This is a genomic window from Mangrovibacter sp. MFB070 (assembly GCF_000705335.1).
Lineage (GTDB): Bacteria > Pseudomonadota > Gammaproteobacteria > Enterobacterales > Enterobacteriaceae > Mangrovibacter > Mangrovibacter plantisponsor.
Genome location: NZ_JJMI01000034.1, coordinates 59,838 through 75,580, shown reverse-complemented (window position 1 = coordinate 75,580; position 15,743 = coordinate 59,838). Strand labels below are relative to the sequence as shown.

Genomic DNA, 15,743 nt, shown 5'->3' with positions numbered 1-15,743 from the left:
AACCCCAATATTTCAGCGGGGAAGGCCTGCCAGGATTAAGTGAAGGGCTGCTTTACGCTTTGCGGGCAGGAATTTACTGGCCTGGCATCACGCTGTTGCAGCTTTAGCCAGAATATGGTCAGTTTGCATGAGACACATCCCTGATGCATCGGCTTCGCGTACCATTTCCAGCATTTTTACTAATACGGCACCATCTTTACGCTGGATTTTTTCAATTTGCTGTAAAAATAACAGTGTGGACAAATCATTGATGCTGATTGCTTCATCCTGCAATTGAATCAGGCTTTCAGCACGAAAACGGTAGTCATTCAACATTTTCTCAAACAACACAGCCAGTGAGTTGCAACCAGGCGTCAGGCCATTCTGTAGTGGTTGCACGACCGGGTTTTCTCCCATTTTTTTCAAATGATCGAAAAAACGCATCATCAGTGTTACTGTCCCCTGGGCCTGCGTTCGCAGGAAGTGCGCGGTATCGTGCAGGTTGTGCTCAATGCACCACGCACTTAATTGCAGGTAGAGGTTAGATGAGTAAAACTCTCGGTTCATTTGTACATTCAACTTCGAAACAATATCAGTTACGGCCATAACAATATCCTTATTTTCTGGAAACCTGTGATTTTGTTAATTCACGAAGAAACTGAATAAATGCTGCAAACTTATCACCAGCCTGTATCTATTTTGTACGGCACTGTTTTAAACACCGTGCCATGAACTCCATTGTATTAAACAATACTGTTTGGAACGTAACCGTTCTCAATAGCATTGTTTCCAACATAACTGTGCAATGTTTACCCGCAGTTATTCCTTGTTAACTATTTTTAGCATACAACCAGAATAAAAATAAGGATACTCTTAGTGAAAATTTTTACGCTTACTTACTTTATTGATTCAGTGTACTATTTGCTGGCTAATAAATGAACATAAAAAGACTTTGATGAAGGGATTGCTATCTTATTGATATGTGGTTTACTTTCTTTGCTTTCTGGTCAAAGTATTCCTGAGTATTTAGTCAGGATATTACTTGTTGTTTATTTATTATTAACATGATTTAGCCATTGTAATTAACGAATTCAGTCTGGTTAACATTATTATTCTGTATGAGACCGGAACCGGGTTGTAGTGTTTTTCTTATAAAATGAAACAGAAAGGCTGTTGATAAAAAATATAATGAATCGAAAATGATTAGGAATGTATCAGAGATGCCTGACTGTGACAGTTTTATTAAATATTTTTGAGATGTATCTTTGTACAGATTTCCCACCCGCTGGCGGCCAACTGCCGGTAAACCTCATCTTAGACAAGCAGCAGATTACTCCTGGTGTGAGGCGATCACTTAACAAGGATTTGGTTGCTGGTCATATGGATTTTTCTGCTCATCCTGTTCTGATTCATCATACATATTAGCACTTTTTTATGCCTTTATTTGCTGAATCTATGCACAGATTTACTAAAATTCAGCCGTGTGATTTTGCTCTCCTATGGATTTTTAATTTCCCGCTAAAACTATTTTGCGTTCTCAGTATTTTGGGCATAAAAACCCTGGTTTGCTGTTAACGTTTGAAATAAAGAACATTTTCTGTTCACTACCCTGCACACAAGAAAATAAATGCTGGAGTTTACCATGCACAAATTTACTAAAGCGCTGGCAGCAATTGGCCTTGCTGCTGTTATGTCACAATCCGCTATGGCGGAAAATCTGAAACTGGGTTTTCTGGTTAAACAACCTGAAGAACCCTGGTTCCAGACTGAGTGGCGTTTTGCAGACAAGGCGGGCAAGGATCTTGGCTTTGATGTGATTAAAATTGCTGTGCCTGATGGCGAGAAAACACTGAATGCGATTGACAGCCTGGCAGCAAATGGCGCGAAAGGTTTTGTTATTTGTACCCCGGATCCCAAGCTCGGCTCTGCCATTGTTGCTAAAGCACGCGGCTACGGGATGAAAGTGATTGCTGTGGATGACCAGTTTGTTAATGCCAAAGGTAAACCGATGGACTCTGTACCATTGGTGATGATGGCGGCAACCAAAATTGGTGAGCGTCAGGGGCAAGAACTGTACAAAGAGATGCAAAAACGTGGCTGGGATGTCAGTAAAACTGGGGTGATGGCAATCACTGCTAATGAACTGGATACCGCACGCCGCAGAACCTCAGGTTCAATGGAAGCGCTCAAAGCTGCAGGGTTCCCTGCCAAACAAATCTACCAGGTGCCAACAAAATCCAATGACATCCCGGGAGCCTTTGATGCCGGTAACTCATTGTTGGTACAACACCCGGAAGTTAAACACTGGCTGATTGTCGGGATGAACGACAACACAGTACTGGGTGGTGTGCGTGCAACTGAAGGCCAGGGTTTCAAAGCGAATGATGTAATTGGTATTGGTATCAATGGGGTTGATGCCGTCAACGAACTGTCAAAAGCAGAAGCGACTGGTTTCTACGGCTCCCTGTTACCCAGCCCGGATGTGCATGGTTATAAATCCAGCGAAATGCTTTACAACTGGGTTACCAAAGGTGTTGAACCACCGAAATTTACCGAAGTCACCGATGTTGTGTTGATTACACGCGACAACTTCAAAGAAGAACTGGCTAAAAAAGGCCTGGGCGGCAAGTAATTGTTCCAGGTAGATAACGGGCGTGCTGCACGCCCGTTTACCGGGGAAGGTTTGGAGGCTATATGCAACAACAAACACCGTATCTCTCGTTCCGTGGTATTGGAAAGACATTTCCGGGCGTGAAAGCGCTACAGGATATCAGCTTTGACTGCTACAGCGGCCAGGTGCATGCGCTGATGGGGGAGAACGGCGCAGGGAAATCCACACTATTAAAAATTCTGAGTGGTAATTACGCGCCAACAACCGGCTCTATTACCTTAAAAGGCCAGGAAGTTACATTTGCCAATACGGTCGCAGCGCTGGACGCAGGCGTTGCCATCATATACCAGGAACTCCATTTAGTGCCGGAAATGAGTGTGGCTGAGAACATTTATCTTGGTCAGCTCCCGCACAAAGGCGGCTTTGTAAACCGGTCGCTCCTTAACTACGAGGCACGTTTACAACTGGAACATCTCGGTCTGGATATCGACCCTGAAACGCCGTTGAAATATTTATCGATAGGCCAGTGGCAAATGGTGGAGATCGCCAAAGCGCTGGCTCGCAATGCCCGGGTTATTGCGTTTGATGAACCAACCAGTTCACTGTCTGCGCGCGAAATCGAAAACCTGTTCCGGGTTATTCGTGAACTGCGTGAAGAAGGCCGGGTCATTTTGTATGTTTCTCACCGCATGGAAGAGATTTTTGCACTGAGTGACGCCATCACGGTGTTTAAAGATGGGCGTTATGTATGCACCTTCGATGATATGGAGAAGGTCAACCATGACGCACTGGTACAGGCGATGGTTGGCCGTGATATTGGCGATATCTATGGCTGGAAACCAAGGCCTTATGGCGAGGTTCGCCTGGCACTTAATAATGTTAAAGCGCCGGGTGTACGCAAACCGGTCGATTTAACGGTGAAAAGTGGCGAAATCGTTGGTTTGTTTGGCCTGGTAGGCGCGGGGCGCAGCGAACTGATGAAAGGGCTGTTTGGCGGTACACGCATTACCGGCGGGGAAGTGCTGATTGACGGCAATCCGGTCACGATTCGCGAGCCTTCAGATGCCATAAAAGCAGGCATGATGTTGTGCCCTGAAGACCGCAAAGCAGACGGCATTATCGCTGTGCACTCGGTGCAGGAGAACATCAATATCAGTGCACGGCGCAAGCATATCAGTATTGGCTGCCTTATCAATAAACTCTGGGAAAGTGAAAACGCAGGTCACCATATTCGAGCGCTCAATATTAAAACCCCTGGTGCTGATCAACTGATCATGAATCTTTCTGGCGGGAATCAGCAAAAGGCCATCCTCGGCCGCTGGTTGTCTGAGGAGATGAAAGTGATCCTGCTTGATGAACCCACCCGCGGGATTGATGTTGGCGCAAAACATGAAATCTACAACGTTATCTATACCCTGGCTTCTCAGGGAGTGGCGGTGTTGTTTGCATCGAGTGACCTGCCTGAAGTTCTGGGCGTTGCAGACCGCATTATCGTGATGTGTGAAGGCGAGATTGCGGGTGAGTTAACACATGATGAGGCGACGGAAAAGCAGGCGCTGAGCCTTGCTATGCCGAAAGCCAGCCAGGCCGTTGCCTAATTGAGGAGTTTTTTTATGTCTTCATTAACTACATCAGGAACCGGTCGCACCGGGTTGTCAGTTTCCCGGATTTGGGATCAGTATGGAATGCTGGTGGTATTTGCTGTGCTGTTTCTGGCATGTGCGATTTTTGTGCCTAATTTTGCCTCCTTTATCAATATGAAAGGCCTTGGACTTGCTGTATCGATGTCAGGTATGGTGGCCTGCGGTATGCTGTTTTGCCTTGCTTCAGGTGATTTTGACTTATCCGTAGCTTCGGTTATTGCCTGCGCCGGTGTAACCACCGCTGTGGTGATTAACCTGACCGAAAGCCTGTGGATCGGGGTTTTTGCGGGTCTGTTGCTGGGTGCTGTCAGTGGGTTTGTGAATGGTTTTGTTATCGCCCGTTTGAAGATCAATGCATTGATCACCACACTTGCCACAATGCAGATAGTCCGCGGCCTTGCCTATATCATTTCTGATGGTAAAGCGGTGGGGATTGAAGATGAGCGTTTCTTCGAACTGGGTTACGCTAACTGGCTTGGGATCCCGGCACCTATCTGGATAACCATTGCCTGCTTTGTGTTGTTTGGTTTCTTACTGAATAAAACCACATTTGGGCGTAACACACTGGCTATTGGTGGCAACGAAGATGCGGCCCGCCTTGCCGGGGTACCTGTAGTTCGCACCAAAATTATCATCTTCGTGTTGTCTGGCCTGGTTTCGGCAGCCGCAGGGATAATTCTGGCATCCCGTATGACCAGTGGGCAGCCAATGACTTCAATTGGTTATGAATTGATCGTTATCTCAGCCTGTGTTCTGGGTGGGGTTTCACTGAAAGGTGGGATTGGTAAAATTTCGTTTGTGGTGGCGGGGGTGTTGATACTGGGTACAGTGGAAAACGCCATGAACCTGCTGAACATTTCTCCTTTCGCACAGTATGTGGTTCGTGGCCTGATTCTGCTTGCGGCGGTTATTTTTGACCGTTACAAACAGAAGTCTCAACGCGCATCCTGAGTAGTGGCACAGTAGTGGTATAGTAGTGGCATATCTTTGGATTAACGCCAGCTAAACAGCTGGCGTTTTTCATTGCTTTAATTCTGCATTTTTGGTGAGAAACTAGTTTTTTATCACGTTATATTTATTTGTTTTGAAATAAATTTCCGCATGCAATATTTTACATGGAGATATATTTCAATGACTCAGGAACTCGAGTATCAAAACCCCCCTTCAACACAACCCCCCCAACACCGTTTTGCACGCACCTGGACGTTAAGTCTGTTTGGCACAGCTGTAGGGGCTGGTGTGCTGTTTCTCCCTATTAATGCTGGTATGGGAGGCTTCTGGCCGTTAGTGGTGATAGCGTTGCTGGTTGGGCCAATGACATGGCTTGCACACCGTGGTCTCGCCCGGTTTGTTTTATCTTCTGAAACCCAGGGCCGTGATATTACACAGGTGGTTGAAGCCCATTTTGGCCAGCGTGCCGGTATTCTAATCACGTTGCTCTATTTCTTTGCTATTTATCCCATTTTGCTTATTTATGGGGTGGGTATTACTAATACCGTTGATTCGCTAATTGTGAACCAGTTAGGAATGGCATCTTTGCCAAGAGCGTTGCTGTCCTTTGTGCTGGTCGGGTTGCTGATGTCAGTGATGCTACTTGATGAGCAGCGGATGTTACGCATTACCACCTGGCTTGTTTACCCACTGGTTGCCATTCTGATATTCCTTTCTCTGTATCTTATCCCTCACTGGAATTTGGCTGCTATTAAAGAGGTGCCTGCGTTACAGGACTTCTCTGTAACTTTGTGGCTGACAATCCCGGTACTGGTGTTTGCGTTTAATCATTCACCGGCTATTTCATCTTTTTCTCTGGCGGCGGGGAAGGAATACCCGGACACAGCAGATGAACAGGCCAGCCGCATATTGCGCAATACATCGGGTATTTTGCTGCTGTTTGTTATGTTATTTGTGTTCAGCTGTGTACTGAGTGTCACTCCCGATGACCTGGCAGCGGCAAAAGCGCAAAATATCTCTATGCTCAGTTATCTGGCGAATAAGTTTGATAACCCGTTAATTTCATTCTTTGGCCCTCTGGTTGCAATTCTTGCCATTTCGAGCTCGTTTTTTGGGCACTATTTGGGGGCGCGTGAGGGGTTGCATGGGGTGGTTGTTAAACTGGCTCAGCTGCGTGGCGTGGGTATCAATGAAACTATTATCCGGCGCGCGATTGTGCTGTTTTTCTTTGGTTCGGTCTGGCTGGTGGCAACGCTCAATCCGGGGATCTTAAGTATTATTGAATCGTTGGGTGGGCCAGTGATAGCCGCTATTTTATTTATCATGCCTGTCTATGCACTCTATACCGTTCCTGCTATGTCGCGCTGGCGTCAGGGTAAAAGCCACCTGTTTGTTCTGCTGATGGGTTGCATTGCGATTTCCGCACTGGTTGCGGGTTTCATCTGACCTTGTTTCGCACCGTTACCGGGTGGGGCAGCTACTCACCCGGTGGCATTTCTCATCATGCTGGCTATACTTACATGGCTAATCATTTATACAGGTGATAAATACGCATAAATTTCATACCGCTAATAATCCAGTCTGCAGGTGTGGCTGCAAAGCACAAAAAGTAGTCTGGAATATAAAAGGTACTAACAGCTAAAAGGAGGGCAGAGGGTGGAAGCTGCATTAAATAAACCGCCATTACTGACCGGCCAGTATGCATTTTTCTTCGACTTTGATGGCACGCTGGCCAAACTGAAACCTCATCCCAGTCAAGTCTCACTTCCGGATAACGTACAGTATCATTTACGCAAACTGGCTGATCTTAGCCATGGTGCACTGGCATTGATTTCAGGGCGCTCAATCAACGAACTGGATAAGTTCACTCAACCTGAACGCTACCCGCTCGCAGGGGTTCACGGTGCGGAACGTCGTGATATCAATGGTCAGCAATTCACACTTTCACTTCCTGCAAACCAGATGAATGCAATCCGCCAGAAATTGCAGGCCGCATTAGGTGATATTGATGGTGTGCAAATTGAAGAAAAACCGATGGCTTTTGCATTGCATTACCGGCACGCGCCCGGCAGTGAGCCTCTGGTGCATAATTGCGCACAGGCTATTACCGCGCAGTACGCCGATTTGACTCTGCAACAGGGTAAGTGTGTGGTGGAAATTAAACCTGGGAGGGTTAATAAGGGCGAGGCGGTGCACCAGTTTATGGCTGAGCCACCGTTTTCGGGGCGGATACCTGTCTTTCTGGGTGATGATTTAACCGATGAAGCCGGGTTTGACGCAGTCAATCAGTATCATGGTGTCAGCATCAAAGTTGGTCAGGAAGCAACCTGTGCGCGCTGGCGGCTGGAAGACGTACCCGCTGTCTGGTCCTGGTTATCAGGCCAGGTCGCTTATTTTGAACAACAACGAGCAATAACGTCGAGGAGGACTGATTATGAGTCGTTTGGTCGTAGTCTCTAACAGGGTCGCTTTGCCTGATGGGAAGAAAAATGGGGCAGGTGGGCTTGCTGTCGGTATCCTTGGGGCATTGAAGAATTCAGGCGGAGTGTGGTTTGGCTGGAGCGGTGAAACCGGGGAGATTGGTGACCCGCTAAAGAAGGTTAGCCAGGGTAACATTCAATGGGCGACCTTCAACCTCAGTGAAGAGGATTACGAACAGTATTATTGCCAGTTCTCAAACGGGGTTCTTTGGCCGGCCTTTCATTACCGGCTGGATTTGGTGGACTTTACCCGTGAGGCCTGGGAAGGTTACCTGCGAGTGAATGCTGCCATGGCAAAGCAACTGGCACCCCTGGTTCAACGCGGTGATATTATCTGGATCCATGATTACCACCTGTTGCCACTGGCCAGTGAACTGCGCCGTTTGGGGGTTAATAACCGTATCGGTTTCTTTTTACATATTCCTTTCCCGACGCCTGAGATATTCACGGCGTTGCCGCCTTGTAAAACCCTGCTGGAACAAATGACTGATTATGATTTGTTAGGGTTCCAGACTGAAGCCGACCGCCAGGCGTTTATCGACAGCCTGGGGTTACAAACCCAGGTAACAACCTACATGGATGGCCACCACATGGCGGGGGGAAAATCCTTCCAGACCCATGTTTACCCGATTGGGATTGAAACGGAAGATGTCATCGAGCAGGCCAAAGGGCCGCTACCTGCCAGGCTGGCGCAGCTTAAAGCTGAACTGGGGCGGGTACAGAATATTTTCTCTGTAGAGCGTCTGGATTACTCTAAAGGGCTGCCAGAGCGTTTCCTGGCATTTGAAACTTTACTGGAAAAGTACCCTGAGCATATTGGGAAAATTCGTTATACCCAGATAGCGCCAACTTCGCGAGGGGATGTGCAGGCCTATCAGGATATTCGCCACCAACTCGAAACAGAATCAGGCAGAATCAATGGTAAGTTTGGCCAGCTTGGCTGGACACCACTCTATTATCTCAACCAACATTTTGACCGCAAAGTGCTGCTGAAAGTCTTCCGTCACACCAACGTCGGCCTGGTCACTCCGCTGCGTGATGGCATGAACCTGGTAGCGAAAGAATATGTTGCGGCTCAGGATCCGCGTGATCCTGGCGTGCTGGTTTTATCTCAATTTGCCGGCGCGGCTAATGAGCTTTCTGCTGCGGTGCTGGTGAATCCTTATGACCGCGATGACGTCGCCAACGCGTTGCACAGGGCACTGATTATGCCCAAAGAAGAACGTATTGCGCGGCACAGCGAAATGATGGCTGTGTTACGTCACCAGGACATTAACGCCTGGCAGGAGGCCTTTATTCGGGATCTAAAGCAAGTAAAGACACGTAGTGCGCAGAATGATTCCACTCCAGCATCACTGGCTGTTCAACGCCTGAGTTAATTTACCGCGAGCCAGGGAAGGCTCTTCCACGTTGTTTTACTACCCTGTATTCGGTCTCGCCTGTTAATTCTCCTTTATGACGCTGCTTCTGGCTATGTATTGCTTCGCTTTGCACTTAAGTGCGGGGCATCAACAAGTGGGCATAGAGACTCACTGTGCACGCCATGCTGCCTGCGGGGGAATTGTTACCAGCTGGTTTCTGTCTGGGGTGGACGCAAACGTTTACGTATGGCATTGCTGAGCAATACTATTTTTCAATTCGAAATTTCAACTGCGCATTTTACGCAAAAAGTGAATTTATGGTGTAAACATTAATGTTTCTTATGAAATGGCTTTTATTGCTCTGCATAAAAAGAGTGACCATAAACCTCCGTTAACCGTTTACATGCCTTCTTGTAATAGATAAATGAAAATGTATATCGTTTGAGAATGGTACCGTTAGTAGTGATTTAACTATCTGATTAAAAATGGATTTACTAATAAAAGAAGTTAATATCCAGGGTAAAAATATGCCTGCTAAGCGTTAACGGCGGATGTTTATTCAATTAATTTTTTATGACGCACTGCACACAGAGGTGAATGGGTATTCGCAGAATTGCGTGAGTTGAAAAATATTTTTGGTTATTTGTTGAGCAACATAAAAGTGATGCTGATTGATTTATTGTAAATATTAAGATAAAAAGTGTGATGTGTGTCACATTTTTTTCAAAAGTAGCCTCAAGTCAGATTGTGTGATTGGAATCTGACGAGTACAGTTTCCTTGGATTAGGAAAATTCTTAGTTCTTTTCGGAGCGAACTAAGATGGCTGAAGCGCACTCTGCAAGGCAGGTGTTTTCAACCTGGGAGCGCGGTGTCAGAGCCTGATTCAATAAATGCATTTTAGCCTTTTATATTTTTTTTATTTTTCCGGGGTTTACCCGGCGACATCACGGGGTGCGGATTTACCGCATAACATAATAATTGGTTATTCGGGATGGGAAAAATGCATACATCCGAGTTGCTGAAACATATCTACGATATCAACTTATCCTATCTGCTGCTTGCTCAGCGTTTGATAGCCCAGGACAAAGCTTCTGCAATGTTCCGTCTCGGTGTAACCGAGGAAATGGCCCAAACTCTGGGAGAGCTGACATTGCCACAAATGGTCAAGCTGGCTGAAACCAACCAACTGGTGTGCCAGTTCCGCTTCAGCGATCACAGCACAATCACGCGTCTTACCCAGGATTCACGTGTCGATGATTTACAACAAGTCCACACTGGAATTTTGCTTTCGAGCCGTTTGCTGAGTGAGGCCTCCGGTGAAGACGGAGCCCGGAAAAGAAGGGCCTGATTATGGGTGATAAAAGTATTGTCCAGGAAGCGCGTGAAATTCAGTTGGCTATGGAGCTTATCACGCTCGGCGCGCGTCTTCAGATGCTGGAAAGCGAAACGACCCTGAGCCGGGGTCGCCTTATCAAGTTGTACAAAGAGTTGCGTGGTAGCCCGCCTCCCAAGGGAATGCTGCCTTTCTCAACCGACTGGTTTATGACCTGGGAGCAAAATATTCATGCGTCTATGTTTTGTAACGCATGGCAGTATTTGCTCAAAACCGGGTTGTGTAATGGTGTTGATGCTGTCATTAAGGCTTATCGTTTGTACCTGGAGCAATGTCCTCAGGATGAAAATGGCCCATTACTTGCATTGACTCGTGCATGGACATTAGTGCGGTTTGTTGAAAGCGGTATGTTAGAGCTATCCCATTGTAATTGCTGCAAAGGGAAATTTATCACCCATGCGCATCAGCCAGTGGGCAGCTTTGTGTGCAGCCTGTGCCAACCGCCTTCCAGAGCAGTAAAAAGGCGTAAACTTTCCGAAAATGCTGCCGATATTATTCCACAACTGCTGGATGAACAGATCGGACAGGCTGTGTAACGGAACAGGCTAGTAAATCCAGCAGCGGACACGAAAGTGCCGCTGCTTTTTTTTACCCTGAATGCAGCGCAACCTACTGTTATCCTTGACTTTTAACACAGCGGAAAGGTGATGTCGTGCTAATTATACTCGGTTATATTGTTGTGCTTGGTACCGTCTTTGGAGGTTACGCCATGACGGGTGGGCACCTCGGCGCACTGTACCAGCCCTCTGAGTTTATTATCATTGGTGGGGCAGGGGTCGGCGCATTCATTGTCGGCAACAACGGCAAAGCAATTAAAGGCACTCTAAAGGCACTGCCGCTCCTGTTCAGTCGTTCTAAATACACCAAAAGCATGTATATGGATCTGCTGGCACTGCTGTACCGGCTGATGGCGAAATCACGCCAGCAAGGCATGTTTTCTCTGGAACGCGATATTGAAAACCCCAAAGAGAGTGAGATTTTTGCCAGTTATCCACGGATTCTCGCTGATCACGTCATGTTAGATTTCATTGTCGATTACCTCCGGCTGATTATCAGCGGCAACATGAATACCTTTGAAATTGAGGCATTGATGGATGAGGAAATCGAAACGCATGAGCAGGAAAGTGACGTGCCGGCAGGCAGTATTGCTGCAATGGGTGATTCCTTCCCGGCTTTTGGTATCGTCGCGGCGGTGATGGGGGTGGTGCATGCGCTGGCCTCGGCTGACCGGCCTGCTGCGGAACTGGGGGCTTTGATTGCTCATGCGATGGTAGGGACGTTTCTTGGGATTTTGCTGGCATATGGGTTTATCTCGCCTCTGGCGAGTGTGTTGCGCCAGCGCAGTGCCGAAACAACAAAAATGCTGCAATGCGTAAAAGTGACATTGTTATCCAGCCTCAATGGCTACGCGCCGCCAATCGCGGTGGAATTTGGGCGTAAAACACTCTATTCCACTGAGCGGCCATCCTTTGTTGAGCTGGATGAACATATGCGTGCAGTGCGTTCACCTAACCAACAAAAAGCGACTGAAGACGCATGAAGCATGATAAGCATCCGATTGTTATCGTTAAGAAACGAAAACATAAAGGTCATGAAGGTTCTCACGGCTCCTGGAAGATTGCTTACGCCGACTTCATGACCGCCATGATGGCTTTTTTTCTGGTTATGTGGCTGATATCAATATCCAGCCCTAAAGAGCTGACGCAGATTGCCGAATACTTTAGAACACCGCTGGCGCAGGCAATTACCGGAGGTCAACGTATAGCTGACAGCTCCAGTCCGATTCCCGGGGGTGGTGATGATGTCACTCAAAAACAGGGTGAAGTAAAAAAAGAACCAAACATCGACGAACTGAAAAATAAGATGGAACGCAGCCGTCTTTTGAAGCTGAAAGGCGATTTGGACCAACTGATTGATGCTGATCCAAAACTAAGAGCGATGCGTCCACATTTGAAGATTGACCTCGTGCAGGAAGGGTTACGAATTCAGATTATCGACAGCCAGAACCGGCCGATGTTTAAGCGGGGTAGTGCAGAAGTGGAGCCTTATATGCGGGACATTTTACGTGGTATTGCCCCGGTTCTGAATTCAATCCCGAACAAGATCAGTATTTCCGGACACACCGACGATATTCCATATGCGCAGGGTGAACGGGGATACAGTAACTGGGAGCTTTCTGCCGACCGCGCCAATGCATCCCGGCGTGAATTGGTTGTAGGAGGTCTGGATGAAGGTAAGGTTTTACGTGTGGTGGGTATGGCCGCAACAATGCGTTTGCCTGGCAGCACCGCGGGGGATGCAATGAATCGTCGAATCAGCCTGTTAGTTCTGAATAAACAGACTGAACAGTCGATTCTTCATGAGAACGCTGAGAGCCAGAATGCGCCAGTAAGTGTTCTGAAACAGCAGGAAACGCCGCCACAGGAACAGGCAACACCAGAGGCTGGCACAGCATCACCAAATGCTGCGCCAACAACACCGGTTGAAGCAACACCTGCGGTGCCACCTGGCGCGCAGGAAAGTGCATCACCACAAGGAGCGGCAACGCAACCTGTGGCAGCGGGGCAGGCCCCGACACCGGCAGCACCACCGGCGGCGACTGGACCAACAACGGCGGTTCCTGCAGCGAACTCAATACCACCACAATCAGGTACGAGGTGATAGCGTGAGTATGGATATCAGCGATTTTTATCAAACATTCTTCGATGAAGCCGATGAGTTACTGGCGGATATGGAGCAGCATTTACTGGGATTGTCGCCTGAGGCGCCAGATTCCGAGCAGCTGAATGCCATATTCAGGGCAGCACATTCTATTAAAGGGGGCGCGGGAACATTTGGCTTCAAAATCCTGCAGGAAACGACCCACTTAATGGAAAACCTGTTGGACGACGCGAGACGTGGTGAGATGCAACTCTCCACCGATATCATCAACCTGTTTTTGGAAACCAAAGATATTATGCAGGAACAGCTTGACGCTTATAAAAGCTCCCAGGAGCCTGATGCCGCCTCGTTCGAGTATATCTGCCAGGCGTTGCGCCAGTTAGCGCTGGAAGCTAAAGGTTTGTCCGCCCCGGCAGCAAGCCCGGCCGAATCTGTCGAAACTGACTCAGGGCAGCCTGCTGAGAGTACTCCGGCGGCCGCGGGTAAACCAGCAGGTCTTCACATTGTTCTGAGCAAGTTGAAAGAAAAAGAACACGAGTTGTTGCTTGAGGAACTGGGCAATCTGGGGACAGTGGTTCACAGCGAACAGCAAGGTGATGTACTGAATGTGGTGCTGGACACCACAGCCAGTGAAGACGACATCGTCGCGGTACTCTGTTTTGTGATTGATACGGACCAGATCAAGGTTGAAGCCTCGTCTGGATCAGAGACTGCCGTGGCAGAAGAAGTTGTTGCCCCGGCTCCGGCTCCCGTTGCTCCTGTGGTTAAGCCAGTGGAAGCAGCAAAAGCGCCAGCCCCCCGTGCGGCGGCGAAAGCAGATTCGGGTGCCAAACCCGCTGCTCGCGGTGAAAATAGCAGTATTCGTGTAGCAGTTGAAAAAGTGGACCAGTTAATTAACCTGGTTGGTGAACTGGTCATCACTCAATCTATGCTGGCACAGCGTTCCACCGAACTTGACCCGGTTATCCATGGTGATTTGATAACCAGTATGAGTCAGTTACAACGCAATGCGCGTGACTTGCAGGAATCGGTTATGTCCATCCGTATGATGCCGATGGAATATGTATTCAGCCGTTTCCCTCGCCTGGTACGTGATTTGGCCGGTAAGCTCGGTAAACAAGTTGAGTTGACACTTTCTGGTAGTTCTACTGAACTGGATAAGAGCCTGATTGAGCGCATTATCGACCCATTAACGCACCTGGTGCGTAACAGTCTTGACCACGGTATTGAGTCACCTGAAAAACGCGTGGCGGCAGGTAAACCTGTGATGGGTAACTTGCTGTTATCTGCTGAGCATCAGGGCGGTAATATTTGTATTGAAGTGACCGATGATGGTGCGGGCCTGAACCGTGAGCGTATTCTGGCGAAGGCGGCATCTTCCGGGTTACCTGTTCACGATAATATGTCTGATGAAGAAGTTGGTATGCTTATCTTCGCACCCGGTTTCTCCACCGCAGAACAGGTTACTGATGTGTCCGGGCGTGGTGTGGGTATGGATGTCGTGAAGCGAAATATCCAGGAAATGGGCGGCCATGTTGAGATTGCATCGAAACAGGGCTCCGGAACGACAATTCGTATTTTACTGCCGTTGACGCTGGCAATTCTTGATGGCATGTCCGTTAAAGTGAGTGGCGAAGTGTTTATTCTGCCGCTGAATGCGGTTATGGAATCTCTCCAGCCGCGGGAAGAAGACCTTTACCCACTTGCTGGTGGTGAGCGGGTACTGGAAGTACGCGGTGAATATTTGCCGCTGGTTGAACTGTGGAAAATATTTGAAGTTGATGATGCGAAAACGGAAGCAACGGAAGGCATCGTCGTTATTCTGCAAAGCGCAGGTCGCCGCTATGCGTTGTTGGTGGACCAACTGATTGGTCAGCACCAGGTTGTGGTGAAAAACCTTGAAAGTAACTACCGCAAGGTTCCTGGTATTTCCGCAGCCACAATTCTTGGCGATGGTAGCGTAGCGTTGATTGTTGATGTTTCAGCGCTGCAAGGGTTAAACCGTGAACAACGTGTGGCGCAAACTGCCGCCTGATTTCCACTGGCTTAGAGAAAGGTACCAACATGGCCGAAACAAATAATGTCACAAACCTGGATGGCGAACCTTCGGGGCAGGAATTCCTGGTCTTCACCTTAGGTGATGAAGAGTACGGCATTGATATTCTGAAGGTGCAGGAAATCCGTGGTTATGACCAGGTGACCCGTATCGCGAATACACCACCGTTCATCAAAGGGGTAACTAACCTGCGCGGTGTGATTGTCCCTATCGTTGACCTGAGGATTAAATTTGCCAAATCCGATGTTGTTTACAACGAAAACACCGTTGTTATTGTTCTGACACTGGGGCAACGCGTGGTAGGTATCGTGGTGGATGGTGTTTCTGATGTGCTGTCACTGACATCAGACCAAATTCGCCCGGCGCCTGAATTCGCTGTGACCTTGTCAACCGAATATCTCACCGGTTTGGGCGCAGTAGGCGAGCGTATGCTGATTCTGGTGAATATCGAGAAACTGCTTAACAGCGAAGAAATGGCGCTGTTGGATAACGCTGCCGCCCGGGTTGCCTGATAACACTTGGTACTGGCTGCCTGCATAGCCCTCCGTGCTTTAGTGCCCGGGGGGCTTGTTTTTATTGGCAGGCCTTTTATGCGCCTCATGTGCGC

13 protein-coding genes are annotated in these 15,743 nt (G+C 48.2%); 12 read left to right on the top strand and 1 reads right to left on the bottom strand.

Annotated features, from left to right (window positions below):
* Positions 1-87: 87 nt before the first annotated feature.
* Positions 88-585, bottom strand: a complete 498-nt coding sequence (locus tag DT73_RS16650) for a non-heme ferritin-like protein (RefSeq protein WP_036111845.1) — start codon at positions 583-585, stop codon at positions 88-90.
* Between the two features lie 1,036 nt (positions 586-1,621).
* On the opposite strand from DT73_RS16650, the gene DT73_RS16645 reads away from it, so the two are divergent.
* From DT73_RS16645 to cheW, 12 genes are all read left to right on the top strand, one after another.
* Positions 1,622-2,611, top strand: coding sequence for an arabinose ABC transporter substrate-binding protein (locus DT73_RS16645; RefSeq protein WP_036111842.1), 990 nt, complete (start codon positions 1,622-1,624; stop codon positions 2,609-2,611).
* A 62-nt stretch (positions 2,612-2,673) separates the two neighbouring features.
* A complete protein-coding gene (gene araG / locus DT73_RS16640) occupies positions 2,674-4,188 on the top strand; it encodes an L-arabinose ABC transporter ATP-binding protein AraG (RefSeq protein WP_036111839.1) in 1,515 nt (504 codons plus the stop codon).
* A 15-nt stretch (positions 4,189-4,203) separates the two neighbouring features.
* Positions 4,204-5,184, top strand: coding sequence for an L-arabinose ABC transporter permease AraH (gene araH / locus DT73_RS16635; RefSeq protein WP_036111836.1), 981 nt, complete (start codon positions 4,204-4,206; stop codon positions 5,182-5,184).
* 180 nt (positions 5,185-5,364) lie between these two features.
* Complete coding sequence (locus tag DT73_RS16630) at positions 5,365-6,630, top strand: aromatic amino acid transport family protein (protein ID WP_036111832.1); 1,266 nt, start codon at positions 5,365-5,367, stop codon at positions 6,628-6,630.
* A gap of 210 nt (positions 6,631-6,840) precedes the next feature.
* Positions 6,841-7,644 carry a trehalose-phosphatase gene (gene otsB / locus DT73_RS16625; protein ID WP_036111829.1) on the top strand — a complete coding sequence of 268 codons (804 nt, stop codon included), beginning with the start codon at positions 6,841-6,843 and terminating at the stop codon, positions 7,642-7,644.
* Positions 7,619-9,043 (top strand): alpha,alpha-trehalose-phosphate synthase, encoded by a 1,425-nt coding sequence (otsA, locus tag DT73_RS16620; protein ID WP_051691426.1) that lies wholly within the window; start codon positions 7,619-7,621, stop codon positions 9,041-9,043. The genes otsB and otsA overlap by 26 nt, the downstream gene beginning before the upstream one ends.
* 983 nt (positions 9,044-10,026) lie before the next feature.
* On the top strand, positions 10,027-10,374 hold the full coding sequence (gene flhD / locus DT73_RS16615; RefSeq protein WP_200874798.1) for a flagellar transcriptional regulator FlhD: 348 nt from the start codon (positions 10,027-10,029) through the stop codon (positions 10,372-10,374).
* Between the two features lie 2 nt (positions 10,375-10,376).
* Entirely contained in the window at positions 10,377-10,955 is a 579-nt protein-coding gene (gene flhC, locus DT73_RS16610; RefSeq protein ID WP_036111824.1) for a flagellar transcriptional regulator FlhC, read from the top strand.
* Positions 10,956-11,071: 116 nt separating this feature from the next.
* Positions 11,072-11,959, top strand: a complete 888-nt coding sequence (gene motA / locus DT73_RS16605) for a flagellar motor stator protein MotA (protein ID WP_036111822.1) — start codon at positions 11,072-11,074, stop codon at positions 11,957-11,959.
* On the top strand, positions 11,956-13,080 hold the full coding sequence (gene motB / locus DT73_RS16600) for a flagellar motor protein MotB (protein ID WP_084172305.1): 1,125 nt from the start codon (positions 11,956-11,958) through the stop codon (positions 13,078-13,080). Before motA ends, motB begins: the two co-directional genes overlap by 4 nt.
* 10 nt (positions 13,081-13,090) lie before the next feature.
* Entirely contained in the window at positions 13,091-15,115 is a 2,025-nt protein-coding gene (cheA, locus tag DT73_RS16595) for a chemotaxis protein CheA (protein ID WP_036111818.1), read from the top strand.
* Positions 15,116-15,144: 29 nt separating this feature from the next.
* Positions 15,145-15,648, top strand: coding sequence for a chemotaxis protein CheW (gene cheW / locus DT73_RS16590; protein WP_036111816.1), 504 nt, complete (start codon positions 15,145-15,147; stop codon positions 15,646-15,648).
* Positions 15,649-15,743: the final 95 nt, after the last annotated feature.